This window comes from Pseudomonas sp. DWP3-1-3b3, assembly GCF_049896305.1.
GTDB classification, from domain to species: Bacteria; Pseudomonadota; Gammaproteobacteria; order Pseudomonadales; family Pseudomonadaceae; genus Aquipseudomonas; species Aquipseudomonas azotoformans_A.
Map to the genome: position 1 here is coordinate 727,008 of NZ_JAFCUA010000001.1, position 16,344 is coordinate 743,351.

At 62.3% G+C, this 16,344-nt stretch carries 14 protein-coding genes; 6 read left to right on the top strand and 8 right to left on the bottom strand.

Annotated features, from left to right (window positions below; all coding sequences use genetic code 11):
- Positions 1–193: 193 nt before the first annotated feature.
- The 8 genes from ACP7BX_RS03625 to ACP7BX_RS03660 all read right to left on the bottom strand — a co-directional run bounded on the left by ACP7BX_RS03625 (position 194) and on the right by ACP7BX_RS03660 (position 9,469).
- Positions 194–1,195 carry a diguanylate cyclase gene (locus ACP7BX_RS03625; RefSeq protein ID WP_133074457.1) on the bottom strand — a complete coding sequence of 334 codons (1,002 nt, stop codon included), beginning with the start codon at positions 1,193–1,195 and terminating at the stop codon, positions 194–196.
- 51 nt (positions 1,196–1,246) lie between these two features.
- Entirely contained in the window at positions 1,247–2,257 is a 1,011-nt protein-coding gene (locus tag ACP7BX_RS03630) for a chemotaxis response regulator protein-glutamate methylesterase (RefSeq protein ID WP_033899968.1), read from the bottom strand.
- A complete protein-coding gene (locus ACP7BX_RS03635; RefSeq protein WP_314525353.1) occupies positions 2,254–4,524 on the bottom strand; it encodes a hybrid sensor histidine kinase/response regulator in 2,271 nt (756 codons plus the stop codon). The genes ACP7BX_RS03630 and ACP7BX_RS03635 overlap by 4 nt, the downstream gene beginning before the upstream one ends.
- On the bottom strand, positions 4,521–5,222 hold the full coding sequence (locus ACP7BX_RS03640; RefSeq protein ID WP_033899964.1) for a chemotaxis protein CheW: 702 nt from the start codon (positions 5,220–5,222) through the stop codon (positions 4,521–4,523). The genes ACP7BX_RS03635 and ACP7BX_RS03640 overlap by 4 nt, the downstream gene beginning before the upstream one ends.
- A complete protein-coding gene (locus ACP7BX_RS03645) occupies positions 5,219–6,478 on the bottom strand; it encodes a CheR family methyltransferase (protein ID WP_426129856.1) in 1,260 nt (419 codons plus the stop codon). Before ACP7BX_RS03645 ends, ACP7BX_RS03640 begins: the two co-directional genes overlap by 4 nt.
- Positions 6,475–6,987: a chemotaxis protein CheW gene (locus tag ACP7BX_RS03650; RefSeq protein WP_033899959.1), complete on the bottom strand. Its 513-nt coding sequence runs from the start codon at positions 6,985–6,987 to the stop codon at positions 6,475–6,477. The genes ACP7BX_RS03645 and ACP7BX_RS03650 overlap by 4 nt, the downstream gene beginning before the upstream one ends.
- Complete coding sequence (locus ACP7BX_RS03655) at positions 6,987–8,609, bottom strand: methyl-accepting chemotaxis protein (RefSeq protein WP_033899957.1); 1,623 nt, start codon at positions 8,607–8,609, stop codon at positions 6,987–6,989. Before ACP7BX_RS03655 ends, ACP7BX_RS03650 begins: the two co-directional genes overlap by 1 nt.
- Positions 8,610–8,758: 149 nt before the next feature.
- Positions 8,759–9,469, bottom strand: a complete 711-nt coding sequence (locus ACP7BX_RS03660; protein ID WP_426129858.1) for a tellurite resistance TerB family protein — start codon at positions 9,467–9,469, stop codon at positions 8,759–8,761.
- Between the two features lie 168 nt (positions 9,470–9,637).
- Here ACP7BX_RS03660 and ACP7BX_RS03665 point away from each other — a divergent pair, with 168 nt between their 5' ends.
- The 6 genes from ACP7BX_RS03665 to ACP7BX_RS03690 all read left to right on the top strand — a co-directional run bounded on the left by ACP7BX_RS03665 (position 9,638) and on the right by ACP7BX_RS03690 (position 16,340).
- On the top strand, positions 9,638–10,549 hold the full coding sequence (locus ACP7BX_RS03665; RefSeq protein ID WP_003209548.1) for a LysR family transcriptional regulator: 912 nt from the start codon (positions 9,638–9,640) through the stop codon (positions 10,547–10,549).
- Positions 10,550–10,682: 133 nt separating this feature from the next.
- Entirely contained in the window at positions 10,683–12,140 is a 1,458-nt protein-coding gene (locus tag ACP7BX_RS03670; RefSeq protein ID WP_426129860.1) for a gamma-aminobutyraldehyde dehydrogenase, read from the top strand.
- Positions 12,141–12,212: 72 nt separating this feature from the next.
- Positions 12,213–13,364 carry a putative ABC transporter substrate-binding protein YdcS gene (gene ydcS, locus ACP7BX_RS03675; RefSeq protein ID WP_426129862.1) on the top strand — a complete coding sequence of 384 codons (1,152 nt, stop codon included), beginning with the start codon at positions 12,213–12,215 and terminating at the stop codon, positions 13,362–13,364.
- Between the two features lie 211 nt (positions 13,365–13,575).
- The gene (locus tag ACP7BX_RS03680) at positions 13,576–14,610 is read left to right on the top strand and encodes an ABC transporter ATP-binding protein (RefSeq protein WP_426129864.1); all 1,035 of its coding nucleotides are present in this window, start codon (positions 13,576–13,578) and stop codon (positions 14,608–14,610) included.
- A 1-nt stretch (position 14,611) separates the two neighbouring features.
- The gene (locus ACP7BX_RS03685; RefSeq protein WP_016977918.1) at positions 14,612–15,541 is read left to right on the top strand and encodes an ABC transporter permease; all 930 of its coding nucleotides are present in this window, start codon (positions 14,612–14,614) and stop codon (positions 15,539–15,541) included.
- Positions 15,531–16,340, top strand: coding sequence for an ABC transporter permease (locus ACP7BX_RS03690; RefSeq protein ID WP_012722540.1), 810 nt, complete (start codon positions 15,531–15,533; stop codon positions 16,338–16,340). Before ACP7BX_RS03685 ends, ACP7BX_RS03690 begins: the two co-directional genes overlap by 11 nt.
- Positions 16,341–16,344 lie beyond the last annotated feature (4 nt).

Here is a 16,344-nt window from a genome sequence, read left to right on the forward strand (position 1 = left end):
GGGCCCATCGCGGCGGCCCACGGATTCAAGCCGGAGTGAGGGCACACCGAGCCTAGGCGAGGTGCCGAGTGTTGGGGCGAAGGCCTTTTGCTTACTTTTGGCTGGGCCGGCATTCCGGCCTTTCCAAAAGTGAGCCGCTGTAAGAGCGGAACCATAGGTGGCCGTTACCTAAATAACGGATATGTACACAGCCCTACTCAATCCCCACCTGATTCCGCCCATTATGCTTAGCCGTATACAACCCCTTATCCGCCGCCAAGATCACCTGCCGGCAGTCCGTCCCCTGCTGCGGCGTCATAGTCGACAGCCCAATGCTCACGGTCAGGCTGGAACCTTCCGTCGGTGCGTTATGCGGGATTTTCAGTGCTGCCACCGCCATCCGCAGTTTTTCCGCCACCAGTCGCGCCCCTCCGGGCGAAGTATTCGGCAATACCAACGCAAACTCCTCCCCCCCGTAGCGCGCCGGCAAATCCGAAGGCCGACTGCTGGCCTCACGAATGGTCGCCGCCACCTTGCGCAAGGCTTCGTCACCCTCAACGTGCCCAAAACTGTCGTTATAGGTCTTGAAGAAATCCACATCAATCATCAACAACGACAACTGAGTCTGATCACGCATGGCCCGACGCCACTCCAGCTCCAGGTATTCATCAAAGTGACGACGGTTGGACAGCCCGGTCAGGCCATCGGAGTTCATCAGCCGTTGCAGTACCAGATTGGTGTCCAGCAACTGTTGCTGGCTGACCCGCAGCGCACGATAAGCCGCATCCCGCTGCAGCAGGGTCATGTAGGACCGCGAGTGATAGCGAATGCGCGCCACCAATTCGATGTTGTCCGGCAGCTTGACCAGGTAATCATTGGCCCCTGCAGAAAAAGCCGCGCTCTTGATCAGCGGATCTTCTTTGGTGGACAGCACGATAATCGGGATATTCGCGGTGGCCGGGTGATTGCGGTATTCGCGCACCAGGGTCAGGCCGTCGAGGCCGGGCATCACCAGATCCTGCAGGATCACGGTCGGCTTGATGCGGATCGCCTGGGCAATCGCCTGGTGTGGATCGGCGCAGAAGTGGAAGTCGATATTTTCTTCATGGGCCAGGCCGCGTCGCACGGCTTCGCCGATCATGGCCTGGTCGTCGACCAGCAACACCATGGCGGCATTTTCGTCGGTCTTGATGTCGTCGATCTGTAAATCATTCATGTGCAGTCACCTGAATTACTACCTGCCAGCCAGCACCGCGAGAGGTCATGTTCATTTTGCAAAGACCTCCAGCAATCGGGGCGCAATTCTATCCAGTGGGCGAATTTCAACAGCAGCATCAATTGCCGCCGCCGCTTTGGGCATGCCATACACCGCCGAGCTTTGCTGATCCTGGGCGATGGTCAAATAACCTTGTTCACGCAGCAACTTGAGGCCCTGGGCCCCGTCACGCCCCATGCCGGTCAGCAATACGCCGACGGCATCGCCATTCCAATGGCTGGCCACGCTTTCGAAAAACACGTCGATCGAAGGCCGGTAAATCTCGTTCACCGGCTCTGCGGTATAGGCCAGCGTGCCATTTTTCAGCAAACGAATGTGGTGGTTGGTGCCGGCCAGCAGCACCACGCCGCTTTGCGGGGGCTCGCCTTCACGGGCCAGGCGCACCGGCAGGCCGGAGGCGCTGCCCAGCCACTCGGCCATGCCGGCGGCGAACACCTGGTCCACATGCTGCACCAGCACAATGGCGGCGGGAAAGTCCCGGGGCAAACCCTTGAGCAGGATTTCCAGGGCAGCCGGGCCACCGGCCGATGAACCGATTGCCACCAGGCTCTGGCGTTTACCGGTCATTCGCGGCGCAACGGTTTCGGCCCGTACGCGGCTGCCGCGCTGGCCGATCAGCCAGCCGATATTGAGGATCTTGCGCAGCAGCGGCGCCGCCGCATCCTTGGGGTTGCCCACGCCCAGGGGCGGTGTGTCCACCACGTCCAACGCGCCGTGGCCCATGGCTTCAAATACCCGGCTGACGTTGGCCTGGCGGTCGACGGTCACGATCACAATGGCGCACGGGGTCTCGGCCATGATCTGACGGGTGGCTTCCACGCCGTCCATCACCGGCATGATCAGGTCCATCAGGATCAGGTCCGGCGTCAGTTCAGCGCAGCGCTGCACCGCTTCGAGGCCATTGGCGGCCACCCAGACGACTTGATGCGCGGGCTCGAAGCTCAAGGCGCGGCGCAAGGCCTCCACTGCCAGGGGCATGTCATTGACGATCGCAATCCTCATGCCCGCGCGCCTCCGATCAGTTCCACCACGGCATCCAGCAGGGCATCATCATGGAAACTGGCTTTGGCTAAATAATAGTCGGCGCCGGCGTCCAGTCCACGACGTCGGTCTTCTTCGCGATCCTTGTAGGACACCACCATCACCGGCAACGATTGCAGGCGACTGTCTCGGCGCAAGAGTGTGACCAATTCAATACCGTCCATACGAGGCATATCAATATCAGTGATCAACAGGTCAAAGTCTTCGGAGCGCAAGGCGTTCCAGCCGTCCATGCCATCGACCGCAACGGCCACTTCATAACCACGATTAAGTAACAATTTACGTTGCAGTTCACGCACGGTCAGCGAGTCGTCCACCACCAACACCCGCTTACGCGGCGCTTCGGTGGCCTGCTGACTGCGCCGAGCGATACGTTCCAGGCGGCCGGTGTTGAGCAGTTTGTCCACCGAACGCAGCATATCTTCGACATCGACGATCAGCACCACCGAACCGTCGTCCAGCAACGCGCCAGCGGAAATATCCTGGACCTTGCCCAGGCGATCATCCAGCGGTAGCACCACCAGGGTACGCTCGCCGATAAAACGCTCCACGGCAATCCCATACACCGCATCACGCTCGCGGATCACCACGACTTTCAAGGTGTCCGACTGGCCCTGCCCCGCCGGACGCTGTAGCAACTGGCTAGCGGCAACCAGGCCGACGTGCCGGCCTTCGTGCCAGAAATGCTGGCGACCTTCCAGTTGCACAATATCGTCCGGCGCCAGGTCGCACATGCGCTCAATGTGGGCCAGCGGAAAGGCGTAGGCTTCTTCGCCGACTTCCACCACCAGGCTGCGCACCACCGACAGGGTCAATGGCACTTCCAGGTGGAAGCGGCTGCCCTGCCCCGCCGTCTGCTCCAGCACCACCGCGCCGCGCAGCTGGCGGACCATATGCTGCACCGCGTCCAAGCCGACGCCGCGCCCGGAGACTTCGGTGACCTTGTCACGCAGGCTGAACCCCGGCAGGAACAGGAACGTCAGCAACTCTTCTTCGCTCAGGCGCAGGGCGGTTTCCAGCGGCGACAGATGCCGGTCGACGATGGTGCCGCGCAGGCGTTCCAGGTCGACGCCATTACCGTCATCGCTCAATTCCAGCACCAGCAAGCCAGCCTGGTGGGACGCGCGCAGGCGGATCAGGCCTTCAGCCGGCTTGCCTGCGAGCAGGCGTTGCTCAGGCATTTCGATGCCGTGGTCGACCGCATTGCGCAACAAATGGGTGAGCGGCGCTTCGAGTTTTTCCAGCACGTCACGGTCGACCTGGGTCTTTTCGCCCTCGATCTCCAGGCGTACCTGTTTGCCGAGGCTGCGGCCAAGGTCGCGCACCATGCGCACTTGCCCGGCCAGCACATCGGCAAACGGGCGCATGCGGCAGGCCAGCGCGGTGTCGTAGAGCACCTGGGCGCGCTGCCCGGCCTGCCAGCCAAACTCGTCCAGCTCGGCGGTTTTTTCCGCCAGCAGGGCCTGGGCTTCGCTGAGCAGACGGCGGGTATCGGCCAGCGCCTCTTGAGCTTCGAGGTTCAAGTTCTCAGTTTTGAGCTGCCCGTCCAGCGCATCCAGGGCCCGCACGCTCTGGCTTTGAATGCGCTTGAGGCGCTGCAGGCTGGCCAAATACGGCTTGAGCCGCTGGGTTTCCACCAAGGATTTGCTCGACAGGTCCAAGAGGCTGTTCAAGCGCTCAGCGGTTACCCGCAGCACGCGCTCGCCGCCTTCGGTCATGCGTTTGTTCTGGCGCAGCGGCTCGGCAACCACCGGCGGCGCAGGCTCGGGTTCCGGCGGCAGTTCTTCAACGACAGGTACAGGCTCTGGCGGCGGCGCCACAGGCTTGACCGGCGCCTGGGACGGGTCCAACAGGCGCTCCATCAACGCCACATAGGCTTCGATATCCGCCGGCCCCACGTTATTGCCGGGCGTGGCGATGCGCATCAGCAGGTCGGTGCCTTGCAGCAACGCATCAATATGTTCGGGTTGCAGGTAAAGGCGGCTTTCCTGGGCGCTGACCAGGCAATCTTCCATCACATGGGACACGCTGACCCCGGCGTCGACCCCGACGATACGCGCCGCCCCCTTGAGCGAGTGAGCGGCGCGCATGCAGGCTTCAAGCTGATCGGCCTGGGTCGGGTTGCGTTCCAGGGCCAGCAGGCCCGCGCTCAGCACCTGGGTCTGCGCGTCGGCTTCCAGGCTGAACAGCTCCAGCAGCGAGGCATCGCGCATCTGGTCGGGGGTCATGTGAGGCTCCGGGTCACGGCGGACAACAATTGCACCTCGTCCAGCCAACGCAGGCTGCGACCTTTCCACTGCAACACGCCTTGGGTGTAGCGCGCGCTGGCCTGGGTGCCGGAGGCCGAAGCCGCCTTCAAGGTGCGCTCATCGATGGCGTGGATCCCGTCGACTTCATCCACCGGCACCACTACCGGGCCGTCTTGGGCGGCGATGATCAGCATGCGCGGCATGATGCGGCCGCCGCTGGCGCCGTTGCTGGTGACATCCAGGCCCAGCAGCTCCACCAGCGACAGGCACGCCACCAGCGCACCCCGCACATTGGCCACGCCGAGCAAGGCACGCGAGCGTTGGTGCGGCAGGGAATGTATCGGTTGCAACGGCGCGACTTCCACCAGGCAACGGGTGGCAATGCCCAGCCATTCTTCGCCGAGGCGGAACATCAGCAACGAACGGGTGACCACATCTTCGCCCAGCTCGACAGCGGCATGCGGGCGATGCGCGTCCTGCTGCAAGGCGTAGCGGTCCAGCAGTCGCGTGGCCGCCGCCGAGTACACCGAGCAGTTGCGGCAATGGATATGGTCTGCCAACAGCGGGCAGGATTTGTCGCCATGGATGCCGATGCGGTTCCAGCAGTCGTCGATGGCTTGGGTGTCGGCCAGGGTCAGGTCCAGGCCGGCGGTGTCGAGCGCCTCGGTGTTACTCATCGTTTGGACTCACTGTCAGCTCGCTCGCTACGGGCAGCCCGCGCCTGCAAGCGGCGCGCTCCCGCACTGTCGCCCTGGGATTGGAGCAACGCGGCCAGGTGCATCAAGGCCTGCGGGTGCTGGGGCTCCAGGTACAAGGCTTTTCGATAATAACCCTGGGCTTCCAGGGCACTGCCGGCCACATCACTCAACAACCCGAGCCAGTAGAACACCTGGGCGGCCGGCGGGTGGTTGCTCAAATACTGCTCGCACGCGGTGCGGGCTTCGGCACTCTTGCCTTCATTGGCCAGGGTGGCGATGCGGCTGAGCAGGTCGCCCGCATCGGTATGCGGCGCCTTGATCGGCACCACCTGGGCGCTGGCCGTGCTGAACGGCCGTGGCTTGCTCGGAATCGGCGCCGCACTGCGTTGCGGGATAGGCGCGGCAATCGGCACAAACACGGGTTCAGGCTTGACCGGCTCGGCATGCCGACTGAACGCAAACGACTGCGGCACCCCAATCGAACGCATGCCATGGCGCCCCAACAAGCTGCCTTCGGCCGGGCCGATAAACAGCACGCCGTCCACATGGGTCAGGCCCTTGAGCACATCGAACACCTGCTTCTGCGTCGGCTGGTCGAAGTAGATCAGCAGGTTGCGGCAGAACACGAAGTCGTAGCTCGCCTCATTCGCCAGCAAGCCCGGATCGAGCAGGTTGCCCACTTGCAGGCGCACCTGTTCGCGCACACGGTCGGCAATGTGGTAACCGTCGCCATACTCGGTGAAATGGCGATCGCGAAAGGCGATATCGCCACCGCGAAACGAGTTCTTGCCATACACCCCGCGCCGCGCACGCTCCACCGACAGCGGGCTGACATCCAGGCCCAGCACCTTGAACTGGTGCGGCGCGAGGCCAGCGTCCAGTAATGCCATGGCAATCGAATAAGGTTCTTCACCGGTGGAGCACGGCAGGCTGAGGATGCGCAGTGCGCGCATCTGCTTGATTTCGATCAGCCGCGCCTTGGCCAAGCGGGCCAGGGTCGCGAACGATTCGGGGTACCGGAAAAACCAGGTTTCCGGGACGATTACCGCTTCGATCAGCGCCTGCTGCTCATCCTCGGAACTTTGCAGGTGCTGCCAGTACTCGCCGGCCGTCTGCGCATTGACGGCCTGGCTACGCTGGCGCAACGCGCGCTCGATGATGGCTTCGCCCACCGATGCCACATCCAGGCCGATGCGCTCTTTAAGGAAGGCAAAGAAACGCGGATCGCTGCTCATAGGCTCAGCTCGGCAGAAAACAGCACGGCGCGCACCTCATCGGTGAGCAGGTCATTCACGCCGATCCATTGCATCAAGCCCAACGCGTCTTCACGCACCGGCCCCAGGTACGGCGCCTGGCGGTTGTCGAGGCCATAGGGCTGAAACTCCGCCGGGTCGCAGCGCAACGTGTCGGTGGCCTGCTCCAGGATCAGCCCCAGCCAGCGCGCTTCAATCCAGGGCTCGGGCTGGTAATTGACCAGCACCAGCCGCGTGCTGGTACGCGCCTGGGCGGCGGTGCCGAAGGTCAAGGCGCTGAGGTCGATCACCGGCACCAGTGCACCACGGTGGGCAAAAATGCCCGCCACCCACAGCGGCGCATGGGCGATGGGTTTCAAAGGCAGGCGCGGCAGCACCTCGGCCACTTCGGTGGCCTTGAGGGCGTAACGTTCGTTGCCGATGTGGAACACCAGGAACAACGCCTTTTTCGCTGCCGGGACGGCGCCGCGTTTAGCCGCGAGGTCGCTCATCAGACTTTGAAACGCGACACGCCGCTGCGCAGACCGACCGCCACCTGACTCAGCTCGTCAATGGCAAAGCTGGCCTGACGTAGGGACTCGACGGTCTGGCTGCTGGCATCGCCCAGTTGCACCAGGGCGTGGTTGATCTGCTCGGCACCGGTGGCCTGGGCCTGCATGCCTTCGTTGACCATCAACACGCGCGGCGCCAGGGCCTGCACCTGATGGATGATCTGCGACAACTGCTCGCCCACTTGCTGCACTTCAAACATGCCGCGACGCACTTCTTCGGAGAACTTGTCCATGCCCATCACGCCAGCGGACACCGCCGACTGGATCTCGCGCACCATCTGCTCAATGTCGTAGGTGGCCACGGCCGTCTGGTCGGCCAAGCGACGCACTTCGGTGGCCACCACGGCAAAACCGCGACCGTATTCGCCGGCTTTTTCAGCCTCGATGGCCGCGTTGAGGGACAGCAGGTTGGTCTGGTCAGCAACCTTGACGATGGTCACCACCACTTGGTTGATGTTGCCGGCCTTCTCATTGAGGATCGCCAGCTTGGCGTTGACCAGGTCGGCCGCGCCCATCACCGAGTGCATGGTTTCTTCCATGCGTGCCAGGCCTTGCTGGCCGGAACCGGCGGCGACCGAAGCCTGGTCGGCGGCGGTGGACACTTCGGTCATGGTGCGCACCAGGTCCTTGGACGTGGCCGCGATTTCGCGGGAGGTGGCACCGATTTCAGTGGTGGTCGCAGCGGTTTCAGTGGCGGTGGCCTGTTGCTGCTTGGACGTGGCAGCAATCTCGGTGACCGAGGTGGTGACCTGCACCGACGAACGCTGGGCCTGGGATACCAGGGCCGTCAGCTCGGTCATCATGTCGTTGAAGCCGGTTTCCACCGCATTGAATTCGTCTTTGCGCTCCAGGTTCAAGCGCTTGCTCAGGTCGCCGTCGCGCATGGTTTCGAGGATATCGACGATGCGTTGCATCGGCGCCATGATCGCGCGCATCAGCAGCAGGCCACACAGGCCGGCGGCGAGGATGGCGACGACCAGCGATACGAACATGCTGATTTTAGCAGCGGAAACCGCATCATCGATGGCGTTGGTCGCACGGTCGGCGACGTTCTTGTTCTCGGTGATGATGTCGTTGAGCTTCATGCGGCCTGCGGTCCAGGTCGGCGTCAGCTGCGTATCGAACTCTTTGCGGGCGGCCGCCAGGTCACCGCGTTGCAGGCTGTCGAGCACCGTGGACAGGCTCTTGTTGTAGGCCTGGTGCAGGGCTTCGAATTTGTCGAACTCGGAACGGTCTTCACTGCCGGCAATGGTTTTATCGTAATTGCTCATCTGCTGCAGGATGCGCGCTTCGAAGGACTTGAACTCCGCCCGATCAGCGTCGCTCAGTTGCTTGTTCTCACGCAGGCCCAGCAATTCAAGGGTCTGCAGGTAGCTGTCGACCCAGGCGCTACGAATCATTGAACTGAGATAGACCCCCGGCACCGCGTCATCGCGCACCGCGACTTCGCTGGTTTCGATCTTCAGCAACCGTGAATAGGAGACCACAACCATTAACAGCATGATGGCGATAATGACCGCAAAGCTTGCCAAGATCCGTTGGCGCAAGGTCCAGTTCTTCACAGTAATTCCTCGAAGGGCCGATCAAATGCCGGGGAGTATAGCTGAGCAGAAGCCCTCATTTATCAACGGGTTTTGATGTAGCGCTCACAGAATGCAAAAACACCCCGGGCCTTTATGGCATCCGGGGTGTTTTCGATAAAGCGATGGGGTCAGAGCGCCGCTTGGCGCACCTGTTTTTCCAGCTCCAGCTTCAAACCCGGCTCCAGTTTCAGTTGGCGCGCCAGTTCGTCGAGGTAGGACTTTTCCATGAAGTTTTCCTCATCCACCAGCATCACACTGGCGATGTACATCTCGGCGGCCATTTCCGGCGTGCCGGCAGCCCGTGCTACGTCGGCCGGGTCGAGGGGTTTGTTGAGTTCGGCATGCAGCCAGCTTTGCAGTTCGCGGTCACTGTCCAGTTTGGTGAATTCGCCCTCGATCAGCGCACGCTCGCGCTCATCCACATGGCCGTCGGCCTTGGCGGCGGCGACCAGCGCCTTGAGAATGCCTTGGCTGTGTTGCTCGACCTGGGCCGGCGGCAGGCGATCAATGGTCTGCGGCTCGCCTTGGGGTGCATTGGCTTGGCTGGCCTGCCAGTTGCCGTAGGCTTTGTAGGCAATCACGCCCAATGCCGCCAAACCGCCGTAGGTCAGGGCCTTGCCGCCGAATTTGCGGGCTTTTTTGTTGCCAAGCAGCAGGCCCATGGCGCCGGCCGCCAAGGCACCGCCGCCCGCGCCGCCGAGCAGGCTGCCCAGGCCGCCACCGCCGAGCAAACCGCCCAGTGCACCTTTGTCGTCCTGCTTACGCTGGCCGCCAGCCTTGTTTTGCAACATGTCCTGGCCAGACTTGAGCAACTGATCAAGCAATCCACGGGTATTCATTCGTAGCCTCCAGACACTAGGGTTCATAGGACCAATAGGCCCCCAGCGTAAAACTAAGTGCCAAAAAGCCTCGATCTAGAGTGCTTCCAGATGTAACGCGGCCGCCCTTCGCTTAAATCGATATACACTCGAACAAATCTATAAAAACACCCCACTGGTAATTCCAGCATGATGACCTTGCGTCAAATCCGGCATTTTATCGCCGTGGCCGAGACCGGCTCGATCTCTGCCGCCGCGCAGACCGCGTTCATTTCCCAGTCCACCCTGACCCTGGCGATCCAGCAACTGGAGCAGGAAATCGGCGTCAACCTGTTCAACCGGCATGCCAAGGGCATGACCCTGACCCACCAGGGCCATCAATTCCTGCGCCAGGCGCACCTGATCCTTGCCACTGTCGACAACGCCAAGCGCAGCCTGCAACAAAGTACTGATCAGGTAGCCGGACAGCTGATCATCGGTGTGACCAGCCTGGTGGCCGGTTATTACCTCGCGGACCTGCTGACGCGATTCCAGCGCGCTTATCCCAATGTGGAAATCCGTGTGATGGAGGATGAGCGCCCGTATATCGAGCATTTGCTGGTCAGCGGCGAAATCGATGTGGGCGTGCTGATCCTCTCCAACCTCGAAGACCGCCATGCCTTGCAGACCGAAGTCCTCACCCACTCCCCGCACCGCTTGTGGCTACCGGCGCAGCATCCACTGCTGGAGCACGACAGCATCAACCTGGCCGATGTGGCACGTGAACCGCTGATCCAGCTGAACGTCGATGAAATGGGCCACAACGCCCAGCGCATGTGGACCGGCGCGGGCCTGCAACCGCGCGTGACGTTGCGCACCGCCTCCACCGAAGCCGTGCGCAGCCTGGTGGCCGCGGGCCTCGGCGTGTCGATCCAGCCGGACATGACCTACCGGCCTTGGTCGCTGGAAGGCGACATCATTGAAGCCCGGCCGATTGCCGACCTCAGCCAGACCCTCGACGTCGGCCTGGCCTGGCGCCGTGGCACCGCACGTCCGGCGCTGGTGGACCCGTTCCTGACGGTGGCCCGCGAACAGCCGCACCCACGCAAGCCATCTATTTAATCGAATGCTGCATTCAGTATTTAGTATTTGTTGACCTCGCGCCTGACCTCTAGTCTTTGTTCATCCCATAAGAGAAGGTCAGGCGCCTTGTAAGAGAACGCCCATGGCCACACAAGAAAAGAGATCGCGAAAAATGTCCGGCGCGCCCACCCCGCTGCTCACTGCGTTGCTGATCGACGGCGAACTGGTCCAGGGCCAGGGGTTTGCCGAGCCGATCCTCAACCCGGCCACCGGTGAAGTGCTCACCCAGATCGGCGAAGCCAGCACCGAGCAGGTCGAAACCGCGATCCTCGCCGCCCACCGCGCCTTTGCGGGCTGGTCACGCACCACGCCGCAGCAGCGTTCGAACATCCTGCTCGGCATCGCCGACGCCATCGAAAAACAAGCTGACTACCTGGCCCGCCTCGAATCCCTGAACTGCGGCAAGCCGTTGCACTTGGCCCGCCAGGATGACTTGAGTGCCACCGTCGATGTATTCCGCTTCTTTGCCGGGGCCGTGCGTTGCCAGACCGGGCAGTTGAGCGGTGAATACCTGCCGGGCTACACCAGCATGGTGCGTCGCGATCCGATTGGCGTAGTGGCCTCGATTGCGCCGTGGAACTACCCGTTGATGATGGCCGCGTGGAAGATCGCCCCAGCCCTGGCTGCCGGTAATACCTTGGTGTTCAAGCCGTCGGAACACACGCCGCTGTCGATCCTGGCCCTGGCGCCCGTGCTTAAAGAGCTGCTGCCACGTGGCGTGATCAACATTCTGTGTGGTGGCGGCGAAGGCGTCGGCAGTCACTTGGTCAGTCACCCCAAGGTGCGCATGGTCTCGTTGACCGGCGATATCGTCACCGGGCAGAAAATCCTGCAAGCCGCCTCCAAAACCCTCAAGCGCACACACCTGGAACTGGGCGGCAAGGCGCCGGTGATCGTGTGCAACGACGCCGACCTGCAAGCTGTGGTCGAAGGCGTGCGCGCCTATGGCTATTACAACGCCGGCCAGGACTGCACCGCCGCGTGCCGCATCTACGCCCAGGCCGGGATCCACGACAAACTGGTGGCTGAGCTGGGCGCGGCGGTCAGCAGCCTGCGTTTTGCCGGCAAGCGCGATGCCGACAATGAGCTCGGCCCGCTGATCAGCACGCGTCAGCGCGACCGCGTCGCCAGTTTTGTCGAGCGCGCCCTCGGCCAGCCGCATATCGAACGCATCACCGGCGCCGCCGTGCATTCCGGTGCGGGCTTCTATTACCAGCCGACCTTGCTCGCCGGCTGTAAACAGAACGATGAAATCGTGCAGCGCGAGGTGTTCGGCCCGGTGGTCACCGTGACCCGCTTCGATGAGCTGGAACAGGCGGTGGACTGGGCCAACGACTCCGAATACGGCCTGGCCTCCTCGGTGTGGACCCAGAACCTGGACAAGGCCATGCAGGTGGCGGCGCGCCTGCAATACGGCTGCACCTGGATCAACAGCCATTTCATGCTGGTCAGCGAAATGCCACACGGCGGCTTGAAGCGCTCGGGGTATGGGAAGGATCTGTCCAGCGATTCGCTGCAGGACTACAGCGTGGTGCGCCACATCATGGCGCGCCACGGCCAGCATCTTTAAAACAACAACTAAGCTGTTGCGTTACCGGCTTCAAACACTGCCCCGACCATAATTAAAGAAGAGGGAACCCCCATGTCTGCGCACAAGACCGCACTGCTCAGTGCCCTGACCACCGCGCTGCTGGCCAGCGCCAGCCTCCAGGCCGCTGAACCGCTCAAAGCGGTGGGCGCCGGTGAAGGCCAGTTGGATATCGTCGCCTGGCCCGGTTACATCGAACGTGGCGAAAGCGACAAGGCCTACGACTGGGTCACCGGTTTCGAGAAGGAAACCGGCTGCAAGGTCAACGTGAAAACCGCCGCCACCTCTGACGAAATGGTCAGCTTGATGGCCAAGGGCGGGTACGACTTGGTCACCGCGTCGGGCGATGCATCGTTGCGGCTGATTGTTGGCAAGCGTGTGCAGCCGATCAACACCTCGCTGATCCCCAACTGGAAGAACATCGACCCGCGCCTGAAAGATGCGCCGTGGTATGTGGTCGGCCAGCAAACCTACGGCACCCCGTACCAGTGGGGCCCGAACGTGTTGATGTACAACACCAACGTGTTCAAGACCGCGCCCACCAGCTGGAATGTGCTCTTCGAAGCGCAAAACCTGCCGGACGGCAAGCCGAACAAAGGCCGCGTGCAGGCGTATGACGGCCCGATCTACATTGCCGATGCGGCGCTGTACCTCAAGTCGACCCAGCCGGAACTGGGCATCCAGAACCCCTATGAACTGACCGAAACCCAGTACAAGGCCGTGCTCGAATTGCTGCGCGCGCAACAGCCGCTGATCCACCGCTACTGGCACGACACCACCGTGCAAATGAGTGACTTCAAGAATGAAGGCGTAGTGGCCTCCAGCGCCTGGCCGTATCAGGTCAACGGCCTGCAGAACGAGAAACAGCCGATTGCCTCGACCATTCCAAAGGAAGGCGCCACCGGCTGGGCCGACACCACCATGTTGCACAGCGAAGCCAAGCACCCGAACTGCGCCTACAAGTGGATGGATTGGTCGCTGCAGCCGAAGGTCCAGGGCGACGTTGCCGCTTGGTTCGGTTCGTTGCCGGCGGTGCCTGCGGCGTGCAAGGAAAGCGAGTTGCTCGGCGCCGAAGGCTGCAAGACCAACGGTTTCGACCAGTTCGACAAGATCGCCTTCTGGAAAACCCCGCAGGCTGAAGGCGGCAAGTTCGTGCCGTACAGCCGCTGGACCCAGGATTACATTGCGATCATGGGTGGCCGCTAGTTCCTGAACTGAAAGAGATCCCTGTGGGAGCTGGCTTGCCTGCGATGGCATCACCTCGGTGCAACAGACACACCGAGGCGCCTGCATCGCGGGCAAGCCCGTCTCCCACAGAAAAGCTCCCACATTTCATTTGCGTTAACAGATTCCCAGATTTTTCAGAAGTCCAGGCCGGGCCGCTGCGACGACCCGCGCCTTTTTGGAGCACCGCACCATGACGCTTGCAGTCCAATTCACCCACGTTTCCCGTCAGTTCGGCGAAGTGAAAGCCGTTGACCGGGTTTCCATCGACATCCAGGACGGCGAGTTCTTTTCCATGCTCGGCCCTTCCGGCTCGGGCAAGACCACCTGCCTGCGCCTGATCGCCGGGTTTGAGCAGCCGAGCGCAGGCTCGATCCGTATCCATGGCGAGGAAGCCGCCGGCTTGCCGCCATATCAGCGCGATGTGAACACCGTGTTCCAGGATTACGCGCTGTTCCCCCATATGAATGTGCGCGACAACGTGGCCTACGGCCTCAAGGTCAAGGGCGTGGGCAAGGCGGAACGCCTGCACCGTGCCGAAGAGGCGCTGGCCATGGTCGCCCTCGGCGGCTACGGCGACCGCAAGCCGGTGCAACTCTCCGGCGGCCAGCGCCAGCGTGTGGCCCTGGCCCGCGCCCTGGTCAATCGTCCACGGGTGTTGCTGCTGGACGAACCCTTGGGTGCCCTCGACCTCAAGCTGCGCGAACAGATGCAAAGCGAGCTGAAAAAGCTGCAACGCCAGTTGGGCATCACTTTTATCTTCGTGACCCACGACCAGACCGAAGCGCTGTCGATGTCCGACCGCGTGGCCGTGTTCAACAAAGGCCGCATCGAGCAGGTCGACACCCCGCGCAACCTCTATATGAAACCGGCCACGTCGTTCGTCGCTGAGTTTGTCGGCACCTCCAACGTGATTCGTGGCGAGCTGGCCCAGCGCCTCAGCGGCACTGCACAACCCTTCTCGATCCGCCCGGAACATGTGCGCTTTGCCGAAGGCCCGCTGGGCGCTGGCGAAGTGGAAATCAGCGGTTTGCTCCACGACATCCAGTACCAAGGCAGCGCCACCCGCTATGAACTGAAGCTGGAAAACGGCCAGGCCCTGAACATCAGCCGCGCCAACAATCAGTGGCTGGACACCAGCGCCGGCCACCAGGTCGGCCAAACCCTCACCGCGCGCTGGGCCCGTGAAGCCATGGTGCCGCTGACCGACATCGCAGGCGAGGTGTGACATGAGCCTGGCCCTTTCCCAACCGCCGATGCGCAGGTTTTCCAACCTGCTGTACCGCAAGCCCAACCTCTACCTGGCGATGCTGCTGGTGCCGCCGCTGATCTGGTTCGGCGCGATCTACCTCGGCTCGCTGCTGACCCTGCTGTGGCAAGGTTTCTATACGTTTGATGACTTCACCATGGCGGTCACCCCGGACCTGACCCTGGCCAACTTCGCCGCGCTGTTCCAGCCGTCGAACTTCGACATCATCGTGCGCACCCTGAGCATGGCGATTGTGGTGTCGATCGCCAGCGCCGTCGTTGCGTTCCCGATTGCCTACTACATGGCGCGCTACACCACGGGCAAGACCAAGGCGTTCTTCTACATCGCGGTGATGATGCCGATGTGGGCCAGCTACATCGTCAAGGCGTATGCCTGGACCTTGCTGCTGGCCAAGGGCGGCGTGGCGCAGTGGTTTGTGCAGCACCTGGGTCTGGAGCCGGTGTTGCAGTTCGTGCTGGGCATTCCCGGCGTGGGCGGCAGCACCTTGAGCACCTCGCACCTGGGTCGCTTCATGGTGTTCGTCTATATCTGGCTGCCATTCATGATCCTGCCGATCCAGGCGTCACTGGAGCGTTTGCCGCCCTCATTGCTGCAAGCGTCAGCGGATTTGGGCGCCAAGCCGCGCCAGACCTTCATGCAGGTGATTTTGCCGCTGTCGATTCCGGGGATTGCCGCCGGCTCCATCTTCACCTTCTCGCTGACCCTGGGCGACTTCATCGTGCCGCAGCTGGTGGGCCCGCCGGGTTACTTCGTGGGCGGCATGGTCTACGCGCAGCAAGGCGCGATCGGCAACATGCCCATGGCCGCAGCGTTCACGCTGGTGCCTATCGTGCTGATCGCGGTTTACCTGTCCATCGTCAAACGCCTGGGGGCCTTCGATGCACTCTGAAAAATCTTCCATGGGTCTGAAGATCGCAGCTTGGGGTGGACTGGTTTTTCTCCACTTCCCGATCCTGATCATCTTCCTCTACGCCTTCAACACCGAAGAGGCGGCGTTCAGCTTCCCGCCACAGGGCTTCACGTTGAAGTGGTTCAGCGTGGCCTTCGCCCGGCCGGATGTGCTGGAAGCGATCAAGCTGTCGTTGCAGATTGCGGCCATCGCTACCCTGATCGCCATGGTGCTCGGCACCCTGGCCTCGGCGGCGCTGTATCGCCGTGAGTTCTTTGGCAAGCAAGGCGTGTCGTTGATGCTGATCCTGCCGATTGCGCTGCCAGGGATCATCACCGGTATCGCGCTGCTGGCGACCTTCAAGACGCTGGGCATCGAGCCGGGGATGTTCACCATCATCGTCGGCCACGCGACCTTCTGCGTGGTGATCGTCTACAACAACGTCATCGCCCGCCTGCGCCGTACCTCCCACAGCCTGATCGAAGCCTCGATGGACCTGGGCGCCGACGGCTGGCAGACCTTCCGCTACATCATCATGCCCAACCTGGGCTCGGCGCTGCTGGCCGGCGGCATGCTCGCCTTTGCGCTGTCGTTCGACGAAATCATCGTCACCACCTTCACTGCCGGCCACGAACGCACCTTGCCGTTGTGGCTGCTCAACCAACTGAGCCGCCCACGGGATGTGCCGGTGACCAACGTGGTCGCGATGCTGGTGATGCTGGTGACGATGTTCCCGATTCTCGGTGCCTATTACCTGACGCGCGGCGGTGAAAGCGTGGCCGGTAGTGGCGGTAAATAATTGT